The following is a 20,462-nucleotide window of genomic DNA, read 5'->3' as shown; positions in this document are numbered from 1 at the left end:
ACGTGAACAGTCCGCGTGAACTGGAGGCGGGCGTATGCCGCGTCATCTACCCGGTCACCGTCATCTACTCGGTCGGTTACGTACGACCGCGGTCGCCCCGGCGCTCGCCATGCCGCCGGCGGCCTGCGGGTCCGGGTCCGCAGAGCGCGCTCGGCCGGACGCTCGACCCGACCGGCTTCACGCTCGCGGCGTCCCTGCCGGCGCTGCCCTCGATCATCGCGTTCCCGGCCTTCCAGCGGCAGTTCATGCGCGGGCTGACCAGCGGCGCGGGCAAAAGGTGACCAGGTTGACTTTCGTCGGATCACCCGGCTAGCTTCGTGGACATATTGAAGAACTTTGTCCATATATGTGGACATCAAGGGAGTGGGCGGATGCAGCTCGACGGCGTTCTCTTCTTTCCGGTCACACCGTTCGGCCCGGACGGTGAGCTGGCCGAGGACGTGCTGGCCAAGCACGTGACCCGAGGGGTGACCGAGGGCGCGGGCGGGGTGTTCGCCGCCTGCGGCACTGGCGAGTTCAACGCGCTGGGCATCGACGAGTACGCGCGGGTGGTGCGGATCGCCGTCGAGTCGGCGGGCGGGCGGGTTCCCGTCCTGTCCGGCGCCGGCGGCTCGCTCCCGTTCGCCCGCGAGTGCGCGCGCAGGGCCGCCGACGCGGGCGCGGACGGTCTGCTGCTGCTGCCGCCCTACCTGGTCAGCGCGCCCGCCGAGGGACTGGTGCGCTACGTCCGCGAGGTCGCGGCGGCCACCGACCTGCCGATCATCGTCTACCAGCGGGCCAACGCCCGCTTCACGGCCGCCGCCGCGGCGACGCTGACCGAGATCCCCAACGTCGTCGGGTTCAAGGACGGCCTCGGCGACATCGACGCGATGCAGCGGATCGTCCTCGCCGTCAGGGAGGCGACCGACCGCGACTTCACCTTCTTCAACGGGCTGCCGACGGCCGAGATGACCGTGCCCGCCTACCGGGGGATCGGCGTGAGCCTGTACTCCTCCGCCGTGTTCTGCTTCGTCCCCGAGGTGGCGCTGGCCTTCCACAAGGCCGTGACCGCCGGGGACGACGACCTCGTCCGGCGCCTGCTCGCCGGTTTCTACCGCCCACTGGTCGAGCTGCGCGACCTCGTGCCCGGCTACGCCGTCTCGCTCGTCAAGGCGGGCGTCGCCCTGCGCGGCCTCGACGTGGGCCGGGTGCGGCCGCCGCTGGTCGACGCGGCCCCCGAGCACGTCGCCCGGCTGGAGAAGCTGATCGCGACCGGACTGGACATCGTCGGATGAGGAGCCGGATGAGGATTCGCGAGATCAACGTCACGCCGGTCGCCTTCCGCGACCCGCCGCTGCTCAACGCCGCAGGTGTGCACGAGCCGTGGGCGCTGCGCACGGTCGTCGAGGTCGTCACCGACGAGGGCCTGACCGGCCTCGGGGAGACCTACGGCGACCTCGACCACCTCGTGCGGGTGCGGGCCGCCGCCGAGGCGCTGATCGGCCACGACGTCTACGGGCACAACGCGATGTACGCCACCGTGGCCGGCCTCGTCGGGGCCGACGTCGTCACCGACCTGCACGGCCTGACCGGCACCTCCTCACGGGCCAAGACCGTCGACCGGATCTTCTCCCCCTTCGAGGTCGCCTGCCTGGACATCCGCGGCAAGGCGGCGGACCGGCCGATCGTGGACTTGCTCGGCGGCAGGGTGCGCGACGCCGTGCCGTACAGCGCCTACCTGTTCTACAAATGGGCGGGGCATCCGGGCGCGCCGGAGGACGGCTTCGGCGCCGCACTCGACCCGGAGGGTGTGGTCGAGCAGGCCCGCCTGCTGATCGGCCGGTACGGCTTCCGCTCGATCAAGCTCAAGGGCGGCGTGTTCCCGCCCGAGCAGGAGGTCGAGGCGATCCGTGCGCTGCGTGAGGCGTTCCCCGAGCATCCGCTGCGCCTCGATCCCAACGCCGTCTGGAGCGTGGAGACCTCGATCCGGGTGGGCCGCGAGCTCGACGGCGTGCTCGAATACCTGGAGGACCCCACCGAGGGCATCGAGGGCATGGCGCGGGTCGCCGCCGAGGTGCCGATGCCGCTCGCCACGAACATGTGCGTCGTCACCCCCGAGCACATCCCGCCTGCCGTACGCCAGGGAGCGATCGGCGTGCTGCTGACCGACCACCACTACTGGGGCGGTCTGGTGCGCTCGGCGCACATCGCCACGCTGTGCGAGACCTTCGGCATCGAGCTGTCCATGCACTCCAACTCCCACCTCGGCATCAGCCTCGCCGCGATGACCCACCTGGCCGCCGCCACCCCGGCGGTCACCCACGCCTGCGACACCCACACCCCCTGGCAGGACGGCCAGGACGTGGTCGCCCCCGGCGCGCTGCGGTTCGTGGACGGCGCGGTCCCGGTGCCGGACGGCCCGGGGCTCGGGGTGGAACTGGACCGCGACGCCCTCGCAATCATGAACGAGCAGTATGAGAAGTGCGGGGTCCGCTCCCGCGACGACACGACGTACATGAGGTCCGTCGACCCGTCCTTCTCGGCACGGAGGCCACGCTGGTGAACGTCATCTACGCCTACCCCTGGGACATCGTCGGCGACCCCGCCGCCGCCGAACGCCTCAAGGCGCTCGGCGTCGACGCGGTGGCGCTCGCCGCCTCCTACCACACCACCCGCGCGGCGACCCCCGCCCATCCGGCCCACCGGCTGGTCGAGGCGCGGCACGCGGCCTGCTACGTCCCCGTACGCGAGGAGGCGTGGAAGGGCAACCGGCTCGTGCCCGGCACGCCGTCGTGGGTCGACTCCCCCGACCCGTTCGGGGAGGCCAGGGACGCCCTGCGCGCCGCCGGCCTGCCGGTCCAGGCGTGGACCGTGCTGACCCACAACACGCTGCTCGGCTCGGCCAACCCCGACCTGGTGGTCACCAACGCCTTCGGCGAGATCTACCCGTACGCGCTGTGCCCGGCGGCGGCCGACGTGCGCGACTACTGCCGCACGCTGGTCCACGAGGTCGTCGAGGCAGGCGACCCCGACGCGCTGATCCTGGAGGCGTGCGGCGCGCTCGGCTTCCGCCACGGCGGCCACCACGAGAAGACCGACGGCGCGGACTGGTCGCCCGCGCAGATCGCGCTGCTGTCGCTGTGCTTCTGCGCGGCCTGCGTACGCCGCTACGAGGCGGCCGGGCTGGACGTCGCCGAGGTCCGCGCGCGGGTGCGGGCGGGCGTGGACGGCGCGCCGGGCTCGGTCGAGGACGCGCTCGGCGACCTGGCCGGCGCGATGCGCGACCTGCGCACCGGGCTCGCCGGCGAACTGCGCGACCTGCTGCTGGCCGAGGCCAGGGCCGTGCGTCCTGATCTGAAGATCGCCCTGCACGCCAGCGCCGATCCGTGGGCGACCGGCCCGTTCACGACCGTGCCCGAGGGGGTGGACGTCGACCTGCTCGTCGGCAACTGCTGGAACGCGCCCGAGGTGGACGAGGCCGGGCTGCGCGCCCTGGGCCGGCTCGGCCCCCGCGTGGGCGCGTACGTGCTGGCCCTGCCCCCGCGCCCGGCGGACGGCGCGGCGCTGTCGTTCCTGGCCGACGCCTACACCGCGGCCGGCGCCGCCGAGATCCACTGGTATCACGGCGGCCTCGCCTCCGCGGCCCGGCTGAAGGCGATCGCGGAGGCCGTCGGCCGCTGAGCCGCGCCGCGCCGCACAGGACCGCACGATGCGGGACAATCATGGGCATGCGGTTCGGCATCCTCGGCCCGACGGAGGCGCGGCCCGACGGCGACCGCCCGGTGCCGGTCGGCGGGCCGGGGCTGCGGGCGCTGCTCGGCCTGCTGCTCCTCAACGCGGGGCGGGTGGTCACCACCGACCGACTGATCGACGGCCTGTACGGCGCCGAGCCTCCGTCCGGAGCGGACAACGCGCTGCAGGCCCAGGTGTCGCGGCTGCGCCGGCACCTCGGCAGCCTGGGCGACCTGGGCGACCTGGTCGTGCGGGAACCCGCGGGCTACCGGCTGGCGGTGGACCCGGACGACGTGGACGCCTCGCGCTTCGAACGGCTGGCGGCCGAGGGGCGGCGGGCGCTCGACGCGGGCGACCCCGCCCGGGCCGCCGGCCTGCTCGGCCAGGCCCTCGCGCTGTGGCGCGGCCCGGCGCTCGCGGACGTGCCCGACGCGCCGTTCGCGCCCGCCCAGGCGGTCCGGCTTGAGGAACTGCGCCTGTCGGCCGCCGAGGACCTCGCCGAGGCGGGCCTCGCCCTCGGAAGACACCGCGACCTGCTCCCCGAACTGCAGGAACGGGTCGCCGCCCACCCGCTGCGGGAGCGCTCGCGCGGGCAGCTCATGCGCGCGCTGTACGCCGCGGGCCGCCCGGCGGAGGCGCTGGCCGCCTACGACGACGCCCGGCGGATCCTCGCCGACGAGCTGGGCGCCGACCCGTCGGCCGAGCTGTCCGCGATCCACCTCGCGGTGCTGCGCTCCGATCCGGCCCTCACCCCCGCCTCCGCCGTGCCCGGCGGGAGGCCGGTGCCGCTCACCTCTCTCGTGGGCCGCGCCGCCGAGCTGGAGCGCATCGAGGCGCTGCTCACCGAGGCGCGGCTGGTGACGCTGACCGGTCCGGGCGGCACCGGGAAGACCCGGCTGGCGCTCGAGGCGGCCACCCGGTGGCCCGGCGAGGTCTGCTTCGTGGAACTGGCCCCGCTCACCGACGGCGCCGACGTGCCGCAGGCCGTACTCGGCGCGCTCGGGCTGCGCGAGACGGCCGTGGTCATCCCCACTCCCGGGACCCGGCAGGGCACCGCCGATCCCGTCGCCCGCCTGGTGGCGGCACTCACTCTGCGGCCGGTGCTGCTCGTGCTCGACAACTGCGAGCACGTCGTGGAGGAGGCGGCCTGGCTCGCCGACCGGCTGCTCGCGGCGTGCCCCACCCTGCGCGTGCTTGCCACCGGCAGGGAGGCGCTCGGCATCACCGGCGAGCGCCTGTGCCCGATTCCCCCGCTGCGGGTTCCGCCACCCTCTGGCGAGCCCACGGCCGAGCTCACCGTCGAGGACGCGCTCGCCTACCCGGCCGTACGGCTGTTCGCCGAGCGGGCGGCCGCCGTGCGGCCCGGCCTCGCCTTCGCGCCCGGCGACGTCGCGCACGTGCTGCGGATCTGCCGGGCGCTGGACGGGCTGCCGCTGGCCGTCGAGCTGGCCGCGGCGCGGCTGCGCTCGCTGCCCCTGGCCCAGATCGCCGCCCGTCTCGGGACCGGCGATTCCGAGTCGGAGGGCGACGCGCCGCGCTTCGCGTTGCTGTCGCGAGGCAGCCGTACGGCGCAGCCGCGCCACCGGACGCTGCGCGCGGTCGTCGAGTGGAGCTGGGACCTGCTCGACGAGCCGGAACGCGCGCTCGCCCGGCGCCTGACGGTGTTCGCGGGCGGCGCGACGCTGGAGGCGGCCGAGCGGGTGTGCGGCGTGCCCGACACCGACGGCGTGCTCGCCTCGCTGGTGGACAAGTCCCTCGTCGAGGTGGTGGACGACCGCTACCGGATGCTGGAGACGATCCGGGCGTTCTGCGCCGAACGGCTGGTCGAGGCGGGCGAGGGCGAGTCCATGCGCAAGGCCCACCTCGCGTACTTCCTGGACCTGGCCGCCGCGGCCGACCCCCACCTGCGCGGCCCCCGCCAGATCGAGTGGCTGCGGCGGCTCGACGGCGAGCACGAGAACCTCACCGCCGCGCTGCGCCGGGCCGCCCGCGCGGGTGACGCGGAGGGCGGGCTGCGGCTGATGTCCGCCACGGCCGGCTACTGGATCCTGCGCGGCCTGCGTGGGGAGGCGGCCCGGCCGGCCGCCGAACTGCTCGGCAGGATCGGCTCCGCGCCGCCCGAGGGGCTGGAAGAGGAGTACATCGTCTGCGCCTGCCTCGTGGGCTGGGGCGGAATGAGCGGCCCCGGCCTGGACACCCGCGTGGCCGAGGCCGTCCGGCGGACCTACACCCTGCCCATGCCGCCCCGGCAGCCGTTCCTCCTCGTCCTGCACGCCTTGATCAACGGCCCGCCCCCGCGGGAGGAGTTCCACGACATGGCGGGCCTGTTCGACGCGCTCAACCACGACCCGTGGACGCGGACGCTCAGCCGCTTCAGCCTCTCGTACCTGAAGATGTTCGACGGCCGGCTCGCGGAGGCGGAACAGGAGCTCGCCGAAGCGCTCCGAGAGGCCCGTTCCATCGGCGACCTGTGGGTCCTGGTGATCATCCTGTCCGCGGTGGCGGACGTCGCCGACCGGCGGGGAGACCACGAACAGGTCGAGGCGCTGGTCAACGAGGCGCTCGAGCTGGCCGAGCGGCTCGGCGCGACGTCGGACGTCGCGGAGACCCTCTGCCGGCGCGCCTGGGCACGGATGCGCTCCGGACGCGTGGACGCCGCGAAGGACGACTACGACCGCGCCGCCGCGCTGTCCCGCCGCACGGGCGCCCCTGAGGTGCTCGCCGCGGCGCTTCTCGGGCTCGGCGAGCTCGCCAGGCTGGACGGCGACATGGCCGGGGCCCGGCGCCGGTACGAGGCGGCCCTGGCGGAGTGCACGACCGCGTGGTTCAACGTCGAGGAGACGCGCTCGCGCGTCTACCTCGCGCTCGGCTGGGCCGCGCAGAACTCCGAGTCGGCCGGCGAGGCGCTGGCGTGGCACCGCCGCGCCCTCACCACCATGCCCGGCACCCGCCGCAGCTTCGGAATGACCGCCGCGGTCGCGGAGGGAGTCGCAGGCGTCGCACTGCTGGAGGGGGAGCCCGGCCGGTCCGCGTGGCTGCTGGGCGTGGGCGCCGCCCTGCGCGGGGCTCCGGCCGCGGGCGACCCGGACGTCGCCCGGGTCGAGGCGCGTTCCCGGGCCGCCCTCGGCGGCGACGCGTTCGACCGGGCGTACGGCCAGGGCAGGGCGTACGCGCGCGAGCGGATGGCGGTCACCGCGGACACGGATGCGGCGGCGCTGACCATCGTCGAAGGGCACCTGTCAGCGCTCGGTGGGTGAGCCGTCAGCGTCCGCGCGCACGCTGACGGCCATGAACGACACCTCCCGCAAGTGGGGCACGCTGGTCATCGCCTGCCTGGCCATGCTCCTGCTGTCCGTCGACCTCACCGTGCTGCACCTCGCCCTGCCGAAGCTCGGCGAGGACCTCGCGCCGTCGGCCACCCAGCTGCTGTGGATCGCCGACATCTACGGCTTCGCCCTGGCCGCGCTGCTCGTCACCATGGGCAACCTCGGTGACCGGATCGGGCGCAGGCGGCTGCTGCTCGTCGGATTGGCCGCCTTCGGCGCGACCTCGGCGCTGACGGCGTACGCGCCGAACGCGCCGCTGCTGATCGCCGCCCGCGCGCTGCTCGGCGTGGCCGGCGCGACGATCATGCCCTCGACGCTGTCGCTGATCCGCAACGTGTTCCCCGACCCGAAGGAGCGGACCACCGCGGTCGGCGTCTGGAGCAGCGTGGGTGCGGTCGGCTTCGCCCTCGGGCCGATCGTCGGCGGCCTGCTGCTCGGCCACTTCTGGTGGGGCTCGGTCTTCCTGATCAACGTGCCCGTCGTCGTGGCCGTCCTGGCCGCCGGGTTCGTCGTGCTGCCCGAGTCGCGCAACCCCCGTCCCGGACGGCTCGACCTCGTCAGCGTCCCGCTGTCCGCCGTGGGCGTGCTGGGCCTGATCTACGCGATGAAGGAGGCCACGACCGGCGGTGTCGCGCAGGTCTCCGTGATCGTCGCGGCGGTGATCGCGGTCGCCGCGCTGGTCGTGTTCGTCCGCAGGCAGACCCGGCTGGCCGAGCCGCTGATCGACATCGCGCTGTTCCGGCGGCGCGCGTTCGCGGCCACGGTCGGCGCCGAACTGGTCGCGGTCTTCGCGATGCTCGCCATGTCGGTGGTCTTCGCGCAGTACTTCCAGCTCGTCATGGGCTGGTCGCCGCTGATCGCCGGGCTCGCCGGCATGCCGGGCGGCCTCGCCGGGGGCCTCGGGGGCGCGTTGTCCGGAGTGCTCGTGCACCGCATGGGCCGTGGACCGGTCGTCAGCCTCGGGCTGGTGCTGACCGCGATCGGGTTCATCCTGTTCAGCCGGATCGATACCGGGACGCCCTACCTCTACATGCTGGTCGCCATGCTCATCCAGGGCGTCGGCATGGGCTTCACGTTCGCGGTGACCGGCGACACGCTGCTCGCCTCGGTGCCCAAGGAGCGGGCCGGCGCGGCGAGCGCGATCTCGGAGACCGCGCACGAGATGGGCGGCGCGCTCGGCATCGCCGTGCTCGGCACCGTGCTGACCAGCGCCTACCGCGACGGCCTGGTGCTTCCGCCCGGCCTGCCCGGCGGCGCGGCGGCCGAGGCCCGCGACACGCTCGCGGGCGCGCTGAAGGCCGCCGCCACGCTCCCGGGTGACGCCGCGGGGGCCGTCACCCGGGCCGCCCGCCAGGCGTTCGTCGAGGGCATCCACGTCACCGTGCTGACCGGCGCGGCCATCCTGCTCGTGCTCGCGGTCGCCGTGCCGTTCGCGCTGCGCGGCGTGCCCAAGGTGATCCCGGAGACCGTGGACGAGCCGGTCCCGGTCAAGTGACTTGGGACAGCCAGCGGTCGTGGGCGCCGCCGAAGGGACCGGTCCGGCCGCCCACGGCCTCCATCAGCCAGGCGGCCGACCGCTCCGCCTGGCGGACGATCTCCTCCGGGTAGGCGTACCGCACCCGGTGCTCGGCGAACTCGTCCTCGTCGTCCAGGATCAGCCGCCCGTCGCGCATCCGGAGCACGTCGAGATCGAGGTCGACCATCGTGATCCGGGCGTCGCCGCGCACGGGGACCGTCGTGATGTCGCAGTAGATCTCCGCCTTGTGCGGCGGCGCGTTGAACGCCGCCGTCCACCACGCGTCACGGGGAAACAGGATGACGGACGCGAACTCGAAGACCGTCGAGGGCTCGTGCCCCCGCTGGGCGATCATCCCGGAGGGACAGCCGACCCAGACGCCGTGCTCGTCCTCGCCCAGCACCCGCGCGTGGTGGTGCCAATGGAGCGATCCGCCGTACTTGCGATAGATGATCCTCACCTCGGACACGGGCGGGACGCTACGCCACGCCCGTCTCCGAGTTCAACGGGATTACCGGCTAGACCTCGACGACCACCGGGATGATCATCGGGCGGCGGCGGTAGGTGTCGCTCACCCAGCGGCCCACCGTACGCCGGATGGTCCGGCGGATCTGCATCTCGTCGGCCACGCCGGACGCGGCGACCTCCTGCAGCGCGGCCTCGATCTGCGGGACGACCGCGTCGAACGCGTCGGGGTCGATGCCCGAGCCGCGCGCGGTGATCTCCGGCCCGCCGGTGAGCTTCCCGGTGGTGGAGTCCACGACGACGACGATGGAGATGAACCCCTCGTCGCCCAGGATGCGCCGGTCCTTGAGCGCCACGTCGGTGATGTCGCCCACCGAGGTGCCGTCCACGAAGACGTACCCGCACGGGACCGCGCCGGTGATCCTCGCCTGGCCGTCGACGAGGTCCACGACCACGCCGTCCTCGGCGATCACGATGTTCTCCGTGGGCACGCCGGTCAGCTCGGCCAGCCGGGCGTGCGCCCGCAGGTGCCGCCACTCCCCGTGCACCGGCATGAAGTTGGACGGCTTGGTGAGGTTGAGCACGTACAGCAGCTCGCCCGCGGCGGCGTGTCCGGAGACGTGCACCCGCGCGTTGCCCTTGTGGACCACCCGCGCGCCCCAGCGGTTGAGGCCGTTGATGACCTTGCTGACCGCCGTCTCGTTGCCCGGCACGAGCGACGAGGCGAGCAGGACGGTGTCGCCCTCGGCGATCCTGATCGGGTGGTCGCGGTTGGCCATGCGCGACAGCGCCGCCATCGGCTCGCCCTGGGAGCCGGTGCAGATCAGCACCACGTCCTCCGGCGGCCACTCCTCGATCTCCCGGGAGTCCACGAGCAGGCCCCCGGGCACCTTCAGGTAGCCGAGTTCGCGCGCCACGCCCATGTTGCGGACCATCGACCTGCCGATGAGCGCGACCTTGCGGCCGTGCTTCTCGGCCGCGTCCATGATCTGCTGGACGCGGTGGATGTGCGAGGCGAAGCTCGCCACGATGATCCGCTTGGACGCGCTGCGGAACACGTCGTCGATGACCGGCGCGATCTCCCGCTCGCTGGTGACGAAGCCCGGCACCTCCGAGTTGGTGGAGTCGGACATCAGCAGGTCGACGCCCTCGCCCCCGAGCCGGGCGAACGCCCCGAGGTCGGTCAGCCGCCCGTCCAGCGGAAGCTGGTCCATCTTGAAGTCGCCGGTGTGCAGGACGAGGCCCGCCGGGGTGCGGATCGCCACGGCCAGCGCGTCGGGGATCGAGTGGTTGACCGAGACGAACTCGCACTCGAACGGCCCGAACGAGCGCCGCTCGCCCTCGATCACCTCGACCTTGACCGGCTGTATCCGGTGCTCGCTCAGCTTGCTCTCGATGAGCCCGAGCGTCAGCCGCGAGCCGACGATCGGGATGTCGCGCCGCTCCCGCAGAAGGTACGGCACCGCGCCGATGTGGTCCTCGTGGGCGTGCGTGAGCACGAGCGCCTCGATGTCGTCGAGCCGCCCCCGTATGTAGTCGAAGTCGGGCAGGATGAGATCCACGCCCGGCTGGTCGGGCTCGGGGAACAGCACGCCGCAGTCCACCACGAGCAGACGGCCGTCGTACTCGAAGACCGCCATGTTGCGGCCGATCTCGCCGAGACCGCCCAGCGCGACGATGCGCAGGCCGTTTTCCGGCAGCGGCGGAGGCGGCCCGAGTTCGGGATGCGGATGACTCATTCCGCGCCCTCCGCCCCGCGCCCCGCGCCGTACGCGCTCACGCGCGGTTCCCCGTTTTCACTTCTTCTGGTCAAGTCGCTCATTCGGCTCCATCTGTTGATCTAATCCACAAGCTTGAGGCCCCCCGTGATGAGGTCCTCCCGAAGCGCTGTGATCTGCTCCTCCGTGGCGTCCACGAGCGGCGGCCGGACGTACCCGGCGTCCTGGCCCACCAGCTTCAGCGCCGCCTTGACCATGATCGCCCCCTGGGTGCGTGTCATGATCGCCGAGACCACCGGAAGGAGCCGACGGTGGACGGCCAGTGCGTTCTCGACGTCACCGGACCGGTAGGAGTCGGCCATCGAGGCCAGCTCGGCGCCCACCACGTGACCCACCACGCTCACGTACCCCGCCGCGCCGACCGAGAGCCACGGGAGGTTCAGCAGGTCGTCGCCGGAGTAGAAGACGAGGTCGGTCGAGGCCATCACCTGCGAGCCCGCGAACAGGTCGCCCTTGGCGTCCTTGACGGCGGCGATGCGCGGGTGCTCGGCCAGCCGGAACAGGGTCTCGATCGTGATGGGCACCCCGGCGCGGCCGGGGATGTCGTACAGCATCACCGGAAGGCCGGTCGCGTCCGCGACGGCCGTGAAGTGCCGGAGCAGGCCCTCCTGCGGCGGCTTGTTGTAGTACGGCGTCACCACCAGGAGACCGTGCGCACCCGCGCGCTCCGCGGCCTCGGCCAGCTCGACGCTGTGCCGCGTGTCGTTCGTCCCGGCGCCGGCCACGACGGTGGCCCGGTCGCCCACGGCCTCGACGACCGCACGGAGGATGCGGTCCTTCTCCTCGTCGGAGGTGGTGGGGGACTCCCCCGTGGTGCCGCCGACCACCAGGCCGTCGTTGCGCTGCTCGTCCACCAGATAGGCCGCGAGCCGCTGGACGCCCTCGTAGTCGACGGCGCCGTCTGAGGTGAACGGTGTGACCATCGCGGTCAGCGTGCGGCCGAAGGGGGCGTCGGAGGTTCCAGTAGGCGATGCCATAGACCGAACGGTACCCGGATCCGCAGGAGTGATGGACCTCGCCACCCCGTTATGTCCAGTAGCGCCCCGCGGGCGCCGCCGACAGCGGAAGAGGCCGCCGATATGTGCTCGGGGGTACACACATCAGCGACCTCTAACCGGGAATCGCCGCTCCTTACGCGGACGTTACACACCGCTGGCGAAATTTTTCCCGAAGGACGCGAACAGTGGCTTCTGCACCCCTGGGGGTGCCTTCGGGGGCCGACGCAGGGCCTCGGCGGGGAACACCCGGCGGATCAGTGGACCTCACCCGAGAGGAGCCTCACCCACAGCTCCTCCATCCGGGTGGCGACGAGCCGCTCGGTCTCACGGATCTCCACCTTCTTGCCCCGTGTCGTCCGCCGGATGAACAACAGTCCGCCCGCCGCGCACAGCTCGTAGATCGTCGCCTTGCACTCACACGTGTGGCGGCGCACCCGTACGCGATCGCTGCGATTGGTGGGCTTCATCCAGTTGATCCGCTTGTGCCCGTCCCTGGGAGGGCTGGCATGGATGCCGTGATAGGGCGGCGGGAGGGGAATATCAGCACCTGGCCGCTTAGCGGCACAATCACCCATTAGCAGCCCTTTCACCAGGCAAAGTTGGAGTCACAGGCCATCTCCGTCACTCTCGGTCGCCCGGCGAATACGCCAAGATTTGGAGGACCCGTCACCCCCTCAGGGATGGATTGATGGCAAACTCTGATCCGGTCTACCTGCGCGTAGTCGAGGACATTCGCCGCCAGATCGTCGACGGCACGCTCCCCCCGGGCGCACCGATCCCCTCGCGGCACCAGATCACCCGGAAGTACAGCGTCGGTGAGACGGCCGCCCGCCACGCGCTGCGCGTGCTCGCCCAGGAGGGTCTCATCATCGGCCGCGTGGGCTCCGGGCACCGGGTGCGGGAGAAACCGGTCCTGCTCCCGCTCCACCGCAGCCGCCTCCCCGAACCGCACGCCGCCTTCGCCAACGACATGCAGGCGGGCGGGCGACAACCCAGCTGGAGCTGGCGCAGCGAGCTCGCCGACGCCCCTCCCGACATCGCCCACCGGTTGCGCGTCGGCGAGTGCAGCCCGGTGATCAGAACCCGCTACGTCTTCCGCGGGGACGGCCGCCCGGTGCAGTTGCTCACCTCGTACGAACCGGTCGAGCCAGGCCAGAGCCAGGCGCCCGAGGAGGGCACGTACGAACGCAGGAGCGCGGCCTTCCGGCTCGCGGCGAGCGGCCTGCCGCTCACCGAGATCAGCGAGACCGTGCTCATCCGTGTCCCTCAGCCGACCGAGAGCGACCTGCTCGAGCTGCCCGCCGGCGTCCAGGTGCTCCAGATCGAGCGCACGTACTGGGCCGGGGAGCGTCCGGTGGAGACCAGCGACGCCGTGGTGCCCGGCGACAGATTCCGCCTGGTCTACGGCATTCCCAGCCCCCTCTGACTGTCGGTGCCCACTGGTACAACCGATCCGGATCCCCCATCCGGAGGTGCCGATGCGCGTCAAGGACATGCCCCTGGCCGACCAGCCGCGTGAGCGGCTGCTGGCGTCGGGAGCCGCCGCGCTCGCCGACAGGGAGTTGCTCGCCCTGCTGCTCGGCTCGGGCAGCAGGGGCGTGAGCGCCGTCGAACTCGCCTCCCAGCTCATCGCCCACTGCGGCGACCTCGGTGAGCTGGCCCGCTCCGAGGCCCATCGACTGCTCGCCGTCCCCGGCGTGGGCCCCGCCAAGGCCGCCCGCGTGGCGGCCGCGTTCCACCTCGTACGGCGGGCCCAGGCGGAGCCGGAGCGAAGCCGGATCACCTGCTCGGCCGACATCGCTTCGGCTGCCGCTCCCCTGCTGCACGGACAGCCGCGCGAGCGGCTGGTCGTGGTCGTCTGCGACGGCCGCGGCGCCGTGCTGCGCCGGACCGTGGTCACCGAGGGCGGCAGCGACCACACCCCCGCGCCCGTCCGCGACATCGTCACGACCGTCCTCCTCTCCGGCGGGGCCGCCTTCGGCCTCGCCCACAACCACCCGAGCGGATCGCTCGACCCCAGCCCCGCCGACGTCGAGGTCACGGCCCGCCTCCACGAGGCCGCCGACACCGTCGGCCTCCGCTTCCTCGACCACGTGATCGTCACCGACACCGCCTGGCGCCGGATCGCGTCCGACGGTCAGCTTGACGACCTGTAGACCATATTAGCTATAGCGGTCTACTGCTCCTATACATTGCGGCAGAGGTTGTCTGCTTTGTAGATAGACGTCCGGTTTCGTCTATCATTCCCTCATGATTGATCGCGAGGGTCCGGTGCCGATCTACAAGCAGATCGCCGAGATCATCCGTGAGCAGATCGATCACGGCGAGTTGGAGCCGGGTGACGCCGTTCCGAGCGAGACGGAACTGGAAGCCGAATACGGCATCGCTCGCCTCACGGCACGACGCGTCACCCGAGAGCTTCGCGAGCAGGGGCTCGTCTACACCGTTCAAGGCGAAGGAACCTTCGTCGGACAGCCGGGCACTCCACGGTCAGCCGAACGGACGCCGGTCTACCAGCGCATAGCGGCCGAGATACTGAAGCAGATCCGCAGCGGCGACCTCGTACCCAATCGGCGCATCCCGCCGGAAAAGGCACCGATGAAGCAGTACGGCGTCGCCAAGGCCACCGCTCGCAACGCCGTGGATTTCCTTCGCAAGCAGGGATGGGTGTTCACCGTCCCGCATCGCGGAACCTATGTGTCCCCGCCAGAGGACTGGCCGGAGAGCTGACTTATCCACAGCACGCTCGCCGAGGCGATCGCGGAACCGCCGAGATGTCTACCGTGAGCTCGTGCTGGACCACGACGGCGACACGCATCTCTACCTTCAGGTCACCGAGATCCTGCGCCGGCGGATTGGAGACCTTTCACCCGGCTCGCCGGTCCCCAGCGAGGCGGCCATTCAGCACGAGTTCGGCGTGGCGCGAACCACCGCGCGCCGAGCCCTGCGGCTACTTCGGGATGAAGGTCTCGTCTACACGGTCCACGGCCAGGGAACGTTCGTCGGCGACTCCGGCACAAAAGCCACAGCAGCTGGCTCGATCCCTTTTTACCGGCAGATCGCCCAGGAAATCGCAGAGCGAATAAGACAAGGGGATTTGGCACCCCGCCGTTCAGTACCGAGCGAGACGAGCCTGGTGCAGCACTATGGCGTGGCCCGCGAAACTGTGCGACGAGCCATGGCTGTACTTCGAGAGGAAGGCTGGGTCTACACCGTCCCCCATCGCGGCACCTATGTGACGGCACCCGACGCCTGGCCGCAGAACTGACGATCTACCAGCACAGTGGCACCGTGAGTGCGGCGGGCACCAGGCGCAGCGGCCGAGTCTCGGGAACGGTCAGCGACCTGCGCGGATGGCGGTGAGGAACCCACCGCTCGACGGCCCGGGGACGGGACGGCCGTACGAGGCGGCGACTTCGGCGCGATCGTGGACCTGCGACTGCCAGCCGTGCCGGCTGAGCCAGCCGGGGGCGTCTTCACCCGGTCCTTCCCTCCACAGGGAGGCGTACTCGTCCATCGCCGGCATGCCGCGAGCCTGGGCGAGGAGCGCGGGATCGGCGATTCCGCCGTGCTCGAAGGCGAGTCGACTGCCCGGCCTGGAGAGTTCGCCGACCTCGGTCAGCAGGCGCGTGGCCTCGTCGGCGGTCAGGTAGAGCAGCAGTCCTTCGGCGAGCCACGCGGTCGGTACGGCATGGTCGAACCCGGCCGCGACCAGCTCACCCGCCCAGCGTGCGCGCAGGTCGGCCGGAACAGCCTTGCGCTCACACGCGGGCAGCGCGTCCGCTCTGTCCAGCACCGCCTCCTTGAACGCGAGCACCTCGGGGAGGTCGAGCTCGAAAACTCTCACTCCGCCCGGCCATGGCAGCCGGAAGGCACGGGTGTCGAGCCCCGCGGCGAGCAGGACCACCTGCGGGCAACCGGCGGCCGTCGCGGCGATCAGGTAGTCATCGAAGAACCGCGTGCGCAGCACGCCGTGGAAGGCGAACACCGCCCCCAGGGAGGCCAGGGGCCCCAGCGCGGCGAGGTCTTCTGCCGAGGCGGGTTGCTCGGGGAACGCCCCCGGGGCGGCGTCCAGGAATCTCTGGGCATACGGGTCGCTGAACAGGCGGTCGTCCCTGAGACTCTCATGGGCCCTCACCATGGCCATTCCCAGAGCCGTCTTCGCCACGCCCTTCAACGCATTTTGTGGCCGCATTCCCGCCTCCTCGTTCCCCATATCTATCGCCAAAGATACATCGTTAGCGATACTTCGGTGACGATGTAACCTGCGGCGTATGGACGGCGGACGACTGCATCGGCTGGGCAAGCGCCTCATCGAACTGTCCTCGGGGGTCACCGGCGAGGTCGGCGACCTGGCACTCACCCCGGGAGAGGCCGCCGTCCTGGAAGATGTGATCAAGCACCCCGCCGGCTCGATCAGCGAGATCCACCAGCGGACAGGGTTCGTACAAAGTCACGTGTCCGCCTCGGTGTCGCGTCTCAAAGCGCGCGGGCTGGTGAGAGTCACGACCGATCCGAACGACGGCCGGCGCACCCGGGTCCTCATCGCCGACGAAGCACTCCAGGCGATCACCCGCCGTGCGGCCCGCGACATCGACCAGGTGATCGGCCACACCATCGCCGACCCCGCTCAGGCCCGGCGGGCGACCGAGTTGCTGGAGGAGTTGGCCGACCTCCTACTGTGACGGCGGCCGGACCACCGCGGCCAGCAGAAGAAGGCCGCGGACGCGGACGCGGTACTGCCCGGGATCGGCGGACTGGTGTTGCGGAGCCGCCGAGCCCCGGCAATTATTTCCCCTCATTCCTGGTTGGCTTTGGGTAAAGAGGAGGAACTACCGTGCCACTGCCCACACAACGACTGCGCAGGTTGGGGTTTCTGACCATCGGGCTGTTCGACGGGGACGACCCGCGCCCGGGACACGAGTCGACGCTGCGGATCATCGAGCTGGGCGAGCGGCTCGGCTTCGACAGCGCATGGGTGCGGCACCGCCATCTGCAGTACGGCATCTCCTCCCCCGTCGCCGTCCTCGCAGCGGCCTCCCAGCGCACCACCCGCATCGAACTGGGGACGGCGGTCATTCCCCTCGGCTGGGAGAACCCGCTGCGGCTCGCCGAGGACCTGGCCACGGTGGACGTCCTGTCCGGGGGCCGGCTCAACCCGGGCGTCAGCGTCGGGCCGCCGCTTCATTACGACCAGATCAAGGACGCGCTCCACCCCGGCACCGCCGACCTGGAGGACTTCGGTTACGAGCGGGTGCGCCGGCTGCTGTCCTTCGTACGCGGCGAGCCGGTCACCGGCTTCAGCGGCGCCGAGGGGTTCGAGGTCTTCTCCGAGCGGATCCAGCCTCACTCCCCCGGCCTGGGCGCCCGCATGTGGTACGGCGGCGGCAGCCTCCGCTCGGCCCGGTGGGCGGGCGAACACGGCATGAACTTCCTGACCAGCAGCGTCGTCAAGGCGGAGGAGTCGGAGAACTTCCCCGAGATCCAGCTCTCCCACGTACGGGAGTTCCGCGCCCACCACCCCGACGGCCAGAGGGCCCGCGTCTCCCAGGGTCTGGTCGTCATCCCCACGGACACGGCCACGCCGGAGCAGCGGGTCAAGTACAAGGAGTACGCCGACAAGCGCGCGCCCCGCACCGCCGCACCGCAGGGACCGGCCCGCATGATGTTCGCGCCCGACCTCGTCGGCAGCTCCGCCGAAATCGCCGAGCAACTATACGCGCACGCAGCTTTCCGGGAGATCGACGAGGTCGCGTTCGCGCTGCCGTTCACCTTCGACCACGAGGACTACGTGCAGATCCTCACCGACATCGCCACGAGGCTGGGGCCCGAACTCGGCTGGCGGCCCGCGACAGGGTCAGGCGGTGACGCTCCCCCGGCAGTCGAGTGAATCGGATCTTCAGAAGAAGATCGCGCGTGCGGGAACAGATCCGGCTTCCAGAGTATTCCTACCAACTAACCGGATAATCGCCGGACGGAAGGGCCGCGGAGGAACACCGCACGGAGAGAAGAGGATGAGCCGACCATGACCGACCGTCGCCTGTTGCTCGCCATCGATCTGGACGGAGACGGCGCCCATCCGGCCGCCTGGCGCCGCAGCGGCCACCCGCCCGCGAACGCGCTGACGGCCGCCGGGCTGCGGCGGGTTGTCACCGAGGCGGAGGCGGCGGGCTTCGCGCTCGCCACCTTCGCCGACTCCCCGCTCCCGGCCGGCCCTGCGCCGGACGACGCCGGGCGGCTGGAGGCGGGCGCCCGGGCCGCTTTCGCCGCCCTCCTGACCAGCGGGATCGGGCTCGCCCCCACGTTGCACACGACCACGACGGAGCCGTTCCACCTGGCCACGCAGCTGGCGAGCCTGGATCACGCCAGCCGGGGCCGGGCGGCCTGGGTGGTCGGCGCGGCCGATGGCGACGACGCTCTCGCCACCATCGGGGCACAGGCGCTCACGGGAGAGGACGCGCGGCGTGAGGCGGCCGACGTCGTCGAGGTGGCGCGCCTGCTGTGGGACTCCTGGGAGGACCACGCGGTGATCAAGGATGTGGCCACCGGCCGCTACCTCGACTCCGACCGCGTCCATCACGTCAACTACGTCGGGACGAACTTCACCATCTCGGGGCCTCTCATCACGCCGCGCCCGCCGCAGGGCCAGGTCGTCGTGCTCGCCCCGGCCGCCCTGGATCTCGACGCCTCGACCGACGTGGTGCTCGTGAGCGAGACCGACGCCGACGCGCTCGCCCGCCGGGCGCAGCAGGCCAGGGACGCGGGCGCGGCGCTCGCGTTCGCCGAGATCGAGGTCGTGCTCGACACCGCCGAGCCGGCGGTGCGGCGGCTCGGCGCCCTGGACGCGGCGACGCCGTGGCCGGACTCGGGACGTCTGCGTTACGCCGGACCGGCCGGCGGGCTCGTGGAGCTGCTGCGTTCGCTCCCCCCGGCCGTCGACGGGGTTCGCCTGCACCCCGCCGTCCTCGCCGCCGACCTGCCGGTGCTCGCCGGGGAAGTGCTGCCCGCGCTCGCCGCGGCGGGCCTGCACACACCACCCGTGCCCGGGGCCACGCTCCGCACGACGCTGGGCCTGCCCCATCCCGCCAACCGCTTCGCCGCCGTCGCGAGCGCGACCGCCTGAAGGGACGACGCCATGACCTCCTCCAGCCCGACCGGCGCCCCCTACGACCCGCACGCCCAGGTGCACCTCGGCGTGTTCTATCCCGGGGTCGGCCCACAGCTCATCTGGACGGACCCGCACGCCGCGTCCCACACCGCGATCGAGACCTTCGTCCACGTCGCGCAGCTCCTGGAGCGCGGGCTCTTCGACGCCTTCTTCCTCGGCGAAGGGCTGCGCGTACGGGAGAACCGCGGACGCGTGCACGATCTGGACGTCGCCGGCCGCCCCGACGCGATCACCCAGCTCTCCGCCCTCGCCGCGGTGACCGAGCGGATCGGCCTGGTCGCCACGCAGAACACCACCTACAACTTCCCCGCGGACCTGGCCCGCCGCCTGGCGAGCCTGGACCTCCTTTCCGGCGGGCGGGCCGGCTGGAACATCGTCACCACCGACAACGCCTGGACCGGCGCGAACTTCCGTCACGGCGGCTGGCTCCCCCATGAGCGGCGCTACGAGCGGGCCACGCAGTTCGTGGAGGCGGCCAAGGAGCTGTGGGCGTCCTGGGCGCCGGACGCGATCGCCGAATCAGGAGAGGAGAGGTCCTGGGCACGGCCCGGAACGATCCGCGAGGTGGAACGCGACACCGACCTGGTACGGCTGCGCGCCCGCGCCACCGTTCCGGCCAGCCCCCAGGGGCGGCCGGTGCTGTTCCAGGCGGGCGACTCCGACGGCGGCCGTGAACTGGCGGCCCGCCACGCCGACGTGGTGTTCTCGGCCAACACCGACTACGACAAGGCCGTCGCCTACGCCGCCGATCTGCGTGTCCGGCTGGCCCGTCACGGCCGCTCGCCGGACTCGCTGCGCATCCTGCCCGGCGCCTCGGTGATCCTCGGCGATACTCCAGAGGAGGCCAGGGAGCGCGCCGAGTGGGTGCACGCGGAGCAGCTCTCGCCACCCCGGGCGATCGCGTTCCTGGAGCAGTACTGGGACACCGACCTGTCGGACTACGACCCGCACGGCCCGCTGCCCGACATCGAGCCGAGCGAGGCCGAGCTGGACCCCTCTCGCGGCACGCTCTCCATCGAGCGGCGCACCGGCAAGCTCGCCACCGTCGCGCGGTGGCGGGAGCAGGCCGCGGCGGAGAACCTGTCGATCCTGCAGCTCGTGCGCCGGGTCACGCCGCGCGATCGTGCCTTCGTCGGCACCGCGTCGCAAGTCGCCGACGAATGGGTGCGGTATGTGCGCACGCGCGCGGTGGACGGGTTCAACATCGGCCCGCACCTGCTCCCCTCCTCCCTGGAGGACATCGTGAACAAGCTGGTTCCGGAGTTGCAGGACAGGGGCGCCTACCGTACCGAGTACACCGGGACGACGTTGCGCGAGCACCTCGACCTGCCCGCGCCGTCCGGAGGGTCAGGCATGGCAGGCCCTTCCGCGTAGTACGGCCGGCTGCCGCCGTCGAAGGCCGGCGGGACGCTCAGGCAAGGGGGTCTGTACGCCGATTTGCGTATGCGCACGGCCATCCGGGGGCGGATGCCGGAGCAGCCTGTGCCTGCGAGGCTCCGG

General features: G+C 72.0%; 19 protein-coding genes. 14 read left to right on the top strand and 5 right to left on the bottom strand.

Translation table 11 applies throughout. From position 1 onward, the window contains the following. The first annotated feature begins 2 nt into the window (after nucleotides 1-2). From FLW16_RS44375 to FLW16_RS05930, 6 genes are all read left to right on the top strand, one after another. A complete protein-coding gene (locus FLW16_RS44375) occupies nucleotides 3-281 on the top strand; it encodes a hypothetical protein (RefSeq protein WP_221890923.1) in 279 nt (92 codons plus the stop codon). Between the two features lie 90 nt (nucleotides 282-371). Further along, on the top strand, nucleotides 372-1,274 hold the full coding sequence (locus FLW16_RS05950) for a 5-dehydro-4-deoxyglucarate dehydratase (RefSeq protein WP_142558451.1): 903 nt from the start codon (nucleotides 372-374) through the stop codon (nucleotides 1,272-1,274). Between the two features lie 8 nt (nucleotides 1,275-1,282). Next, nucleotides 1,283-2,542 (top strand): glucarate dehydratase family protein, encoded by a 1,260-nt coding sequence (locus FLW16_RS05945; RefSeq protein ID WP_142558449.1) that lies wholly within the window; start codon nucleotides 1,283-1,285, stop codon nucleotides 2,540-2,542. Beyond that, entirely contained in the window at nucleotides 2,539-3,660 is a 1,122-nt protein-coding gene (locus FLW16_RS05940) for a hypothetical protein (RefSeq protein ID WP_142558447.1), read from the top strand. Before FLW16_RS05945 ends, FLW16_RS05940 begins: the two co-directional genes overlap by 4 nt. A gap of 47 nt (nucleotides 3,661-3,707) precedes the next feature. Beyond that, nucleotides 3,708-6,968: a BTAD domain-containing putative transcriptional regulator gene (locus FLW16_RS05935; protein WP_142558445.1), complete on the top strand. Its 3,261-nt coding sequence runs from the start codon at nucleotides 3,708-3,710 to the stop codon at nucleotides 6,966-6,968. A 31-nt stretch (nucleotides 6,969-6,999) separates the two neighbouring features. Further along, entirely contained in the window at nucleotides 7,000-8,532 is a 1,533-nt protein-coding gene (locus FLW16_RS05930; RefSeq protein WP_142558443.1) for a DHA2 family efflux MFS transporter permease subunit, read from the top strand. Here FLW16_RS05930 and FLW16_RS05925 read toward each other — a convergent pair. From FLW16_RS05925 to FLW16_RS05910, 4 genes are all read right to left on the bottom strand, one after another. Beyond that, a complete protein-coding gene (locus tag FLW16_RS05925) occupies nucleotides 8,525-9,022 on the bottom strand; it encodes a DUF402 domain-containing protein (RefSeq protein ID WP_185949271.1) in 498 nt (165 codons plus the stop codon). The genes FLW16_RS05930 and FLW16_RS05925 overlap by 8 nt on opposite strands. Before the next feature lie 49 nt (nucleotides 9,023-9,071). Continuing rightward, a complete protein-coding gene (locus FLW16_RS05920; protein WP_142558441.1) occupies nucleotides 9,072-10,757 on the bottom strand; it encodes a ribonuclease J in 1,686 nt (561 codons plus the stop codon). A gap of 101 nt (nucleotides 10,758-10,858) precedes the next feature. Beyond that, a complete protein-coding gene (dapA, locus tag FLW16_RS05915; protein ID WP_142558439.1) occupies nucleotides 10,859-11,773 on the bottom strand; it encodes a 4-hydroxy-tetrahydrodipicolinate synthase in 915 nt (304 codons plus the stop codon). Between the two features lie 275 nt (nucleotides 11,774-12,048). Further along, nucleotides 12,049-12,261 carry a hypothetical protein gene (locus tag FLW16_RS05910; RefSeq protein ID WP_225898376.1) on the bottom strand — a complete coding sequence of 71 codons (213 nt, stop codon included), beginning with the start codon at nucleotides 12,259-12,261 and terminating at the stop codon, nucleotides 12,049-12,051. A gap of 221 nt (nucleotides 12,262-12,482) precedes the next feature. On the opposite strand from FLW16_RS05910, the gene FLW16_RS05905 reads away from it, so the two are divergent. From FLW16_RS05905 to FLW16_RS05890, 4 genes are all read left to right on the top strand, one after another. Next, nucleotides 12,483-13,220 carry a GntR family transcriptional regulator gene (locus tag FLW16_RS05905; protein WP_142558435.1) on the top strand — a complete coding sequence of 246 codons (738 nt, stop codon included), beginning with the start codon at nucleotides 12,483-12,485 and terminating at the stop codon, nucleotides 13,218-13,220. Nucleotides 13,221-13,272: 52 nt separating this feature from the next. Beyond that, the gene (locus FLW16_RS05900) at nucleotides 13,273-13,950 is read left to right on the top strand and encodes a RadC family protein (RefSeq protein WP_142558433.1); all 678 of its coding nucleotides are present in this window, start codon (nucleotides 13,273-13,275) and stop codon (nucleotides 13,948-13,950) included. 94 nt (nucleotides 13,951-14,044) lie between these two features. Beyond that, nucleotides 14,045-14,524, top strand: a complete 480-nt coding sequence (locus FLW16_RS05895; RefSeq protein ID WP_142558431.1) for a GntR family transcriptional regulator — start codon at nucleotides 14,045-14,047, stop codon at nucleotides 14,522-14,524. Between the two features lie 61 nt (nucleotides 14,525-14,585). Continuing rightward, nucleotides 14,586-15,062: a GntR family transcriptional regulator gene (locus FLW16_RS05890; RefSeq protein ID WP_260614939.1), complete on the top strand. Its 477-nt coding sequence runs from the start codon at nucleotides 14,586-14,588 to the stop codon at nucleotides 15,060-15,062. A gap of 69 nt (nucleotides 15,063-15,131) precedes the next feature. Here the strand turns inward: FLW16_RS05890 and FLW16_RS05885 are convergent, their stop codons facing one another. Beyond that, on the bottom strand, nucleotides 15,132-15,989 hold the full coding sequence (locus FLW16_RS05885; protein WP_142558427.1) for an SAM-dependent methyltransferase: 858 nt from the start codon (nucleotides 15,987-15,989) through the stop codon (nucleotides 15,132-15,134). 79 nt (nucleotides 15,990-16,068) lie between these two features. Between FLW16_RS05885 and FLW16_RS05880 the strand changes: the two genes are divergently transcribed. From FLW16_RS05880 to FLW16_RS05865, 4 genes are all read left to right on the top strand, one after another. Then, nucleotides 16,069-16,479 (top strand): MarR family transcriptional regulator, encoded by a 411-nt coding sequence (locus tag FLW16_RS05880; RefSeq protein ID WP_142558425.1) that lies wholly within the window; start codon nucleotides 16,069-16,071, stop codon nucleotides 16,477-16,479. A 152-nt stretch (nucleotides 16,480-16,631) separates the two neighbouring features. Further along, on the top strand, nucleotides 16,632-17,684 hold the full coding sequence (locus tag FLW16_RS05875) for an LLM class flavin-dependent oxidoreductase (RefSeq protein ID WP_142558423.1): 1,053 nt from the start codon (nucleotides 16,632-16,634) through the stop codon (nucleotides 17,682-17,684). A 135-nt stretch (nucleotides 17,685-17,819) separates the two neighbouring features. Continuing rightward, complete coding sequence (locus tag FLW16_RS05870) at nucleotides 17,820-18,917, top strand: LLM class flavin-dependent oxidoreductase (RefSeq protein WP_142558421.1); 1,098 nt, start codon at nucleotides 17,820-17,822, stop codon at nucleotides 18,915-18,917. 12 nt (nucleotides 18,918-18,929) lie between these two features. After that, nucleotides 18,930-20,336, top strand: coding sequence for an NtaA/DmoA family FMN-dependent monooxygenase (locus FLW16_RS05865; RefSeq protein WP_142558419.1), 1,407 nt, complete (start codon nucleotides 18,930-18,932; stop codon nucleotides 20,334-20,336). Nucleotides 20,337-20,462 lie beyond the last annotated feature (126 nt).

The sequence above is a fragment of the Microbispora sp. KK1-11 genome (assembly GCF_006874435.1).
Taxonomy (GTDB): domain Bacteria; phylum Actinomycetota; class Actinomycetes; order Streptosporangiales; family Streptosporangiaceae; genus Microbispora; species Microbispora catharanthi.
The sequence above is the reverse complement of the archived record's forward strand: the minus strand, read 5'-3'. Positions and strand labels throughout refer to the sequence as shown.

Bases quoted from the DNA above. Each gene is read 5' to 3' on its own strand.
- FLW16_RS05905 (WP_142558435.1), top strand. From the start codon at position 12,483: ATGGCAAACTCTGATCCGGTCTACCTGCGCGTAGTCGAGGACATTCGC.
- FLW16_RS05930 (WP_142558443.1), top strand. From the start codon at position 7,000: ATGAACGACACCTCCCGCAAGTGGGGCACGCTGGTCATCGCCTGCCTG.
- FLW16_RS05885 (WP_142558427.1), bottom strand. From the start codon at position 15,989: ATGCGGCCACAAAATGCGTTGAAGGGCGTGGCGAAGACGGCTCTGGGA.
- FLW16_RS05865 (WP_142558419.1), top strand. From the start codon at position 18,930: ATGACCTCCTCCAGCCCGACCGGCGCCCCCTACGACCCGCACGCCCAG.
- FLW16_RS05870 (WP_142558421.1), top strand. From the start codon at position 17,820: ATGACCGACCGTCGCCTGTTGCTCGCCATCGATCTGGACGGAGACGGC.
- dapA (WP_142558439.1), bottom strand. From the start codon at position 11,773: ATGGCATCGCCTACTGGAACCTCCGACGCCCCCTTCGGCCGCACGCTG.
- FLW16_RS05895 (WP_142558431.1), top strand. From the start codon at position 14,045: ATGATTGATCGCGAGGGTCCGGTGCCGATCTACAAGCAGATCGCCGAG.
- FLW16_RS05935 (WP_142558445.1), top strand. From the start codon at position 3,708: ATGCGGTTCGGCATCCTCGGCCCGACGGAGGCGCGGCCCGACGGCGAC.
- FLW16_RS05920 (WP_142558441.1), bottom strand. From the start codon at position 10,757: ATGAGTCATCCGCATCCCGAACTCGGGCCGCCTCCGCCGCTGCCGGAA.
- FLW16_RS05945 (WP_142558449.1), top strand. From the start codon at position 1,283: ATGAGGATTCGCGAGATCAACGTCACGCCGGTCGCCTTCCGCGACCCG.
- FLW16_RS05900 (WP_142558433.1), top strand. From the start codon at position 13,273: ATGCGCGTCAAGGACATGCCCCTGGCCGACCAGCCGCGTGAGCGGCTG.
- FLW16_RS05880 (WP_142558425.1), top strand. From the start codon at position 16,069: ATGGACGGCGGACGACTGCATCGGCTGGGCAAGCGCCTCATCGAACTG.
- FLW16_RS05950 (WP_142558451.1), top strand. From the start codon at position 372: ATGCAGCTCGACGGCGTTCTCTTCTTTCCGGTCACACCGTTCGGCCCG.
- FLW16_RS05910 (WP_225898376.1), bottom strand. From the start codon at position 12,261: ATGAAGCCCACCAATCGCAGCGATCGCGTACGGGTGCGCCGCCACACG.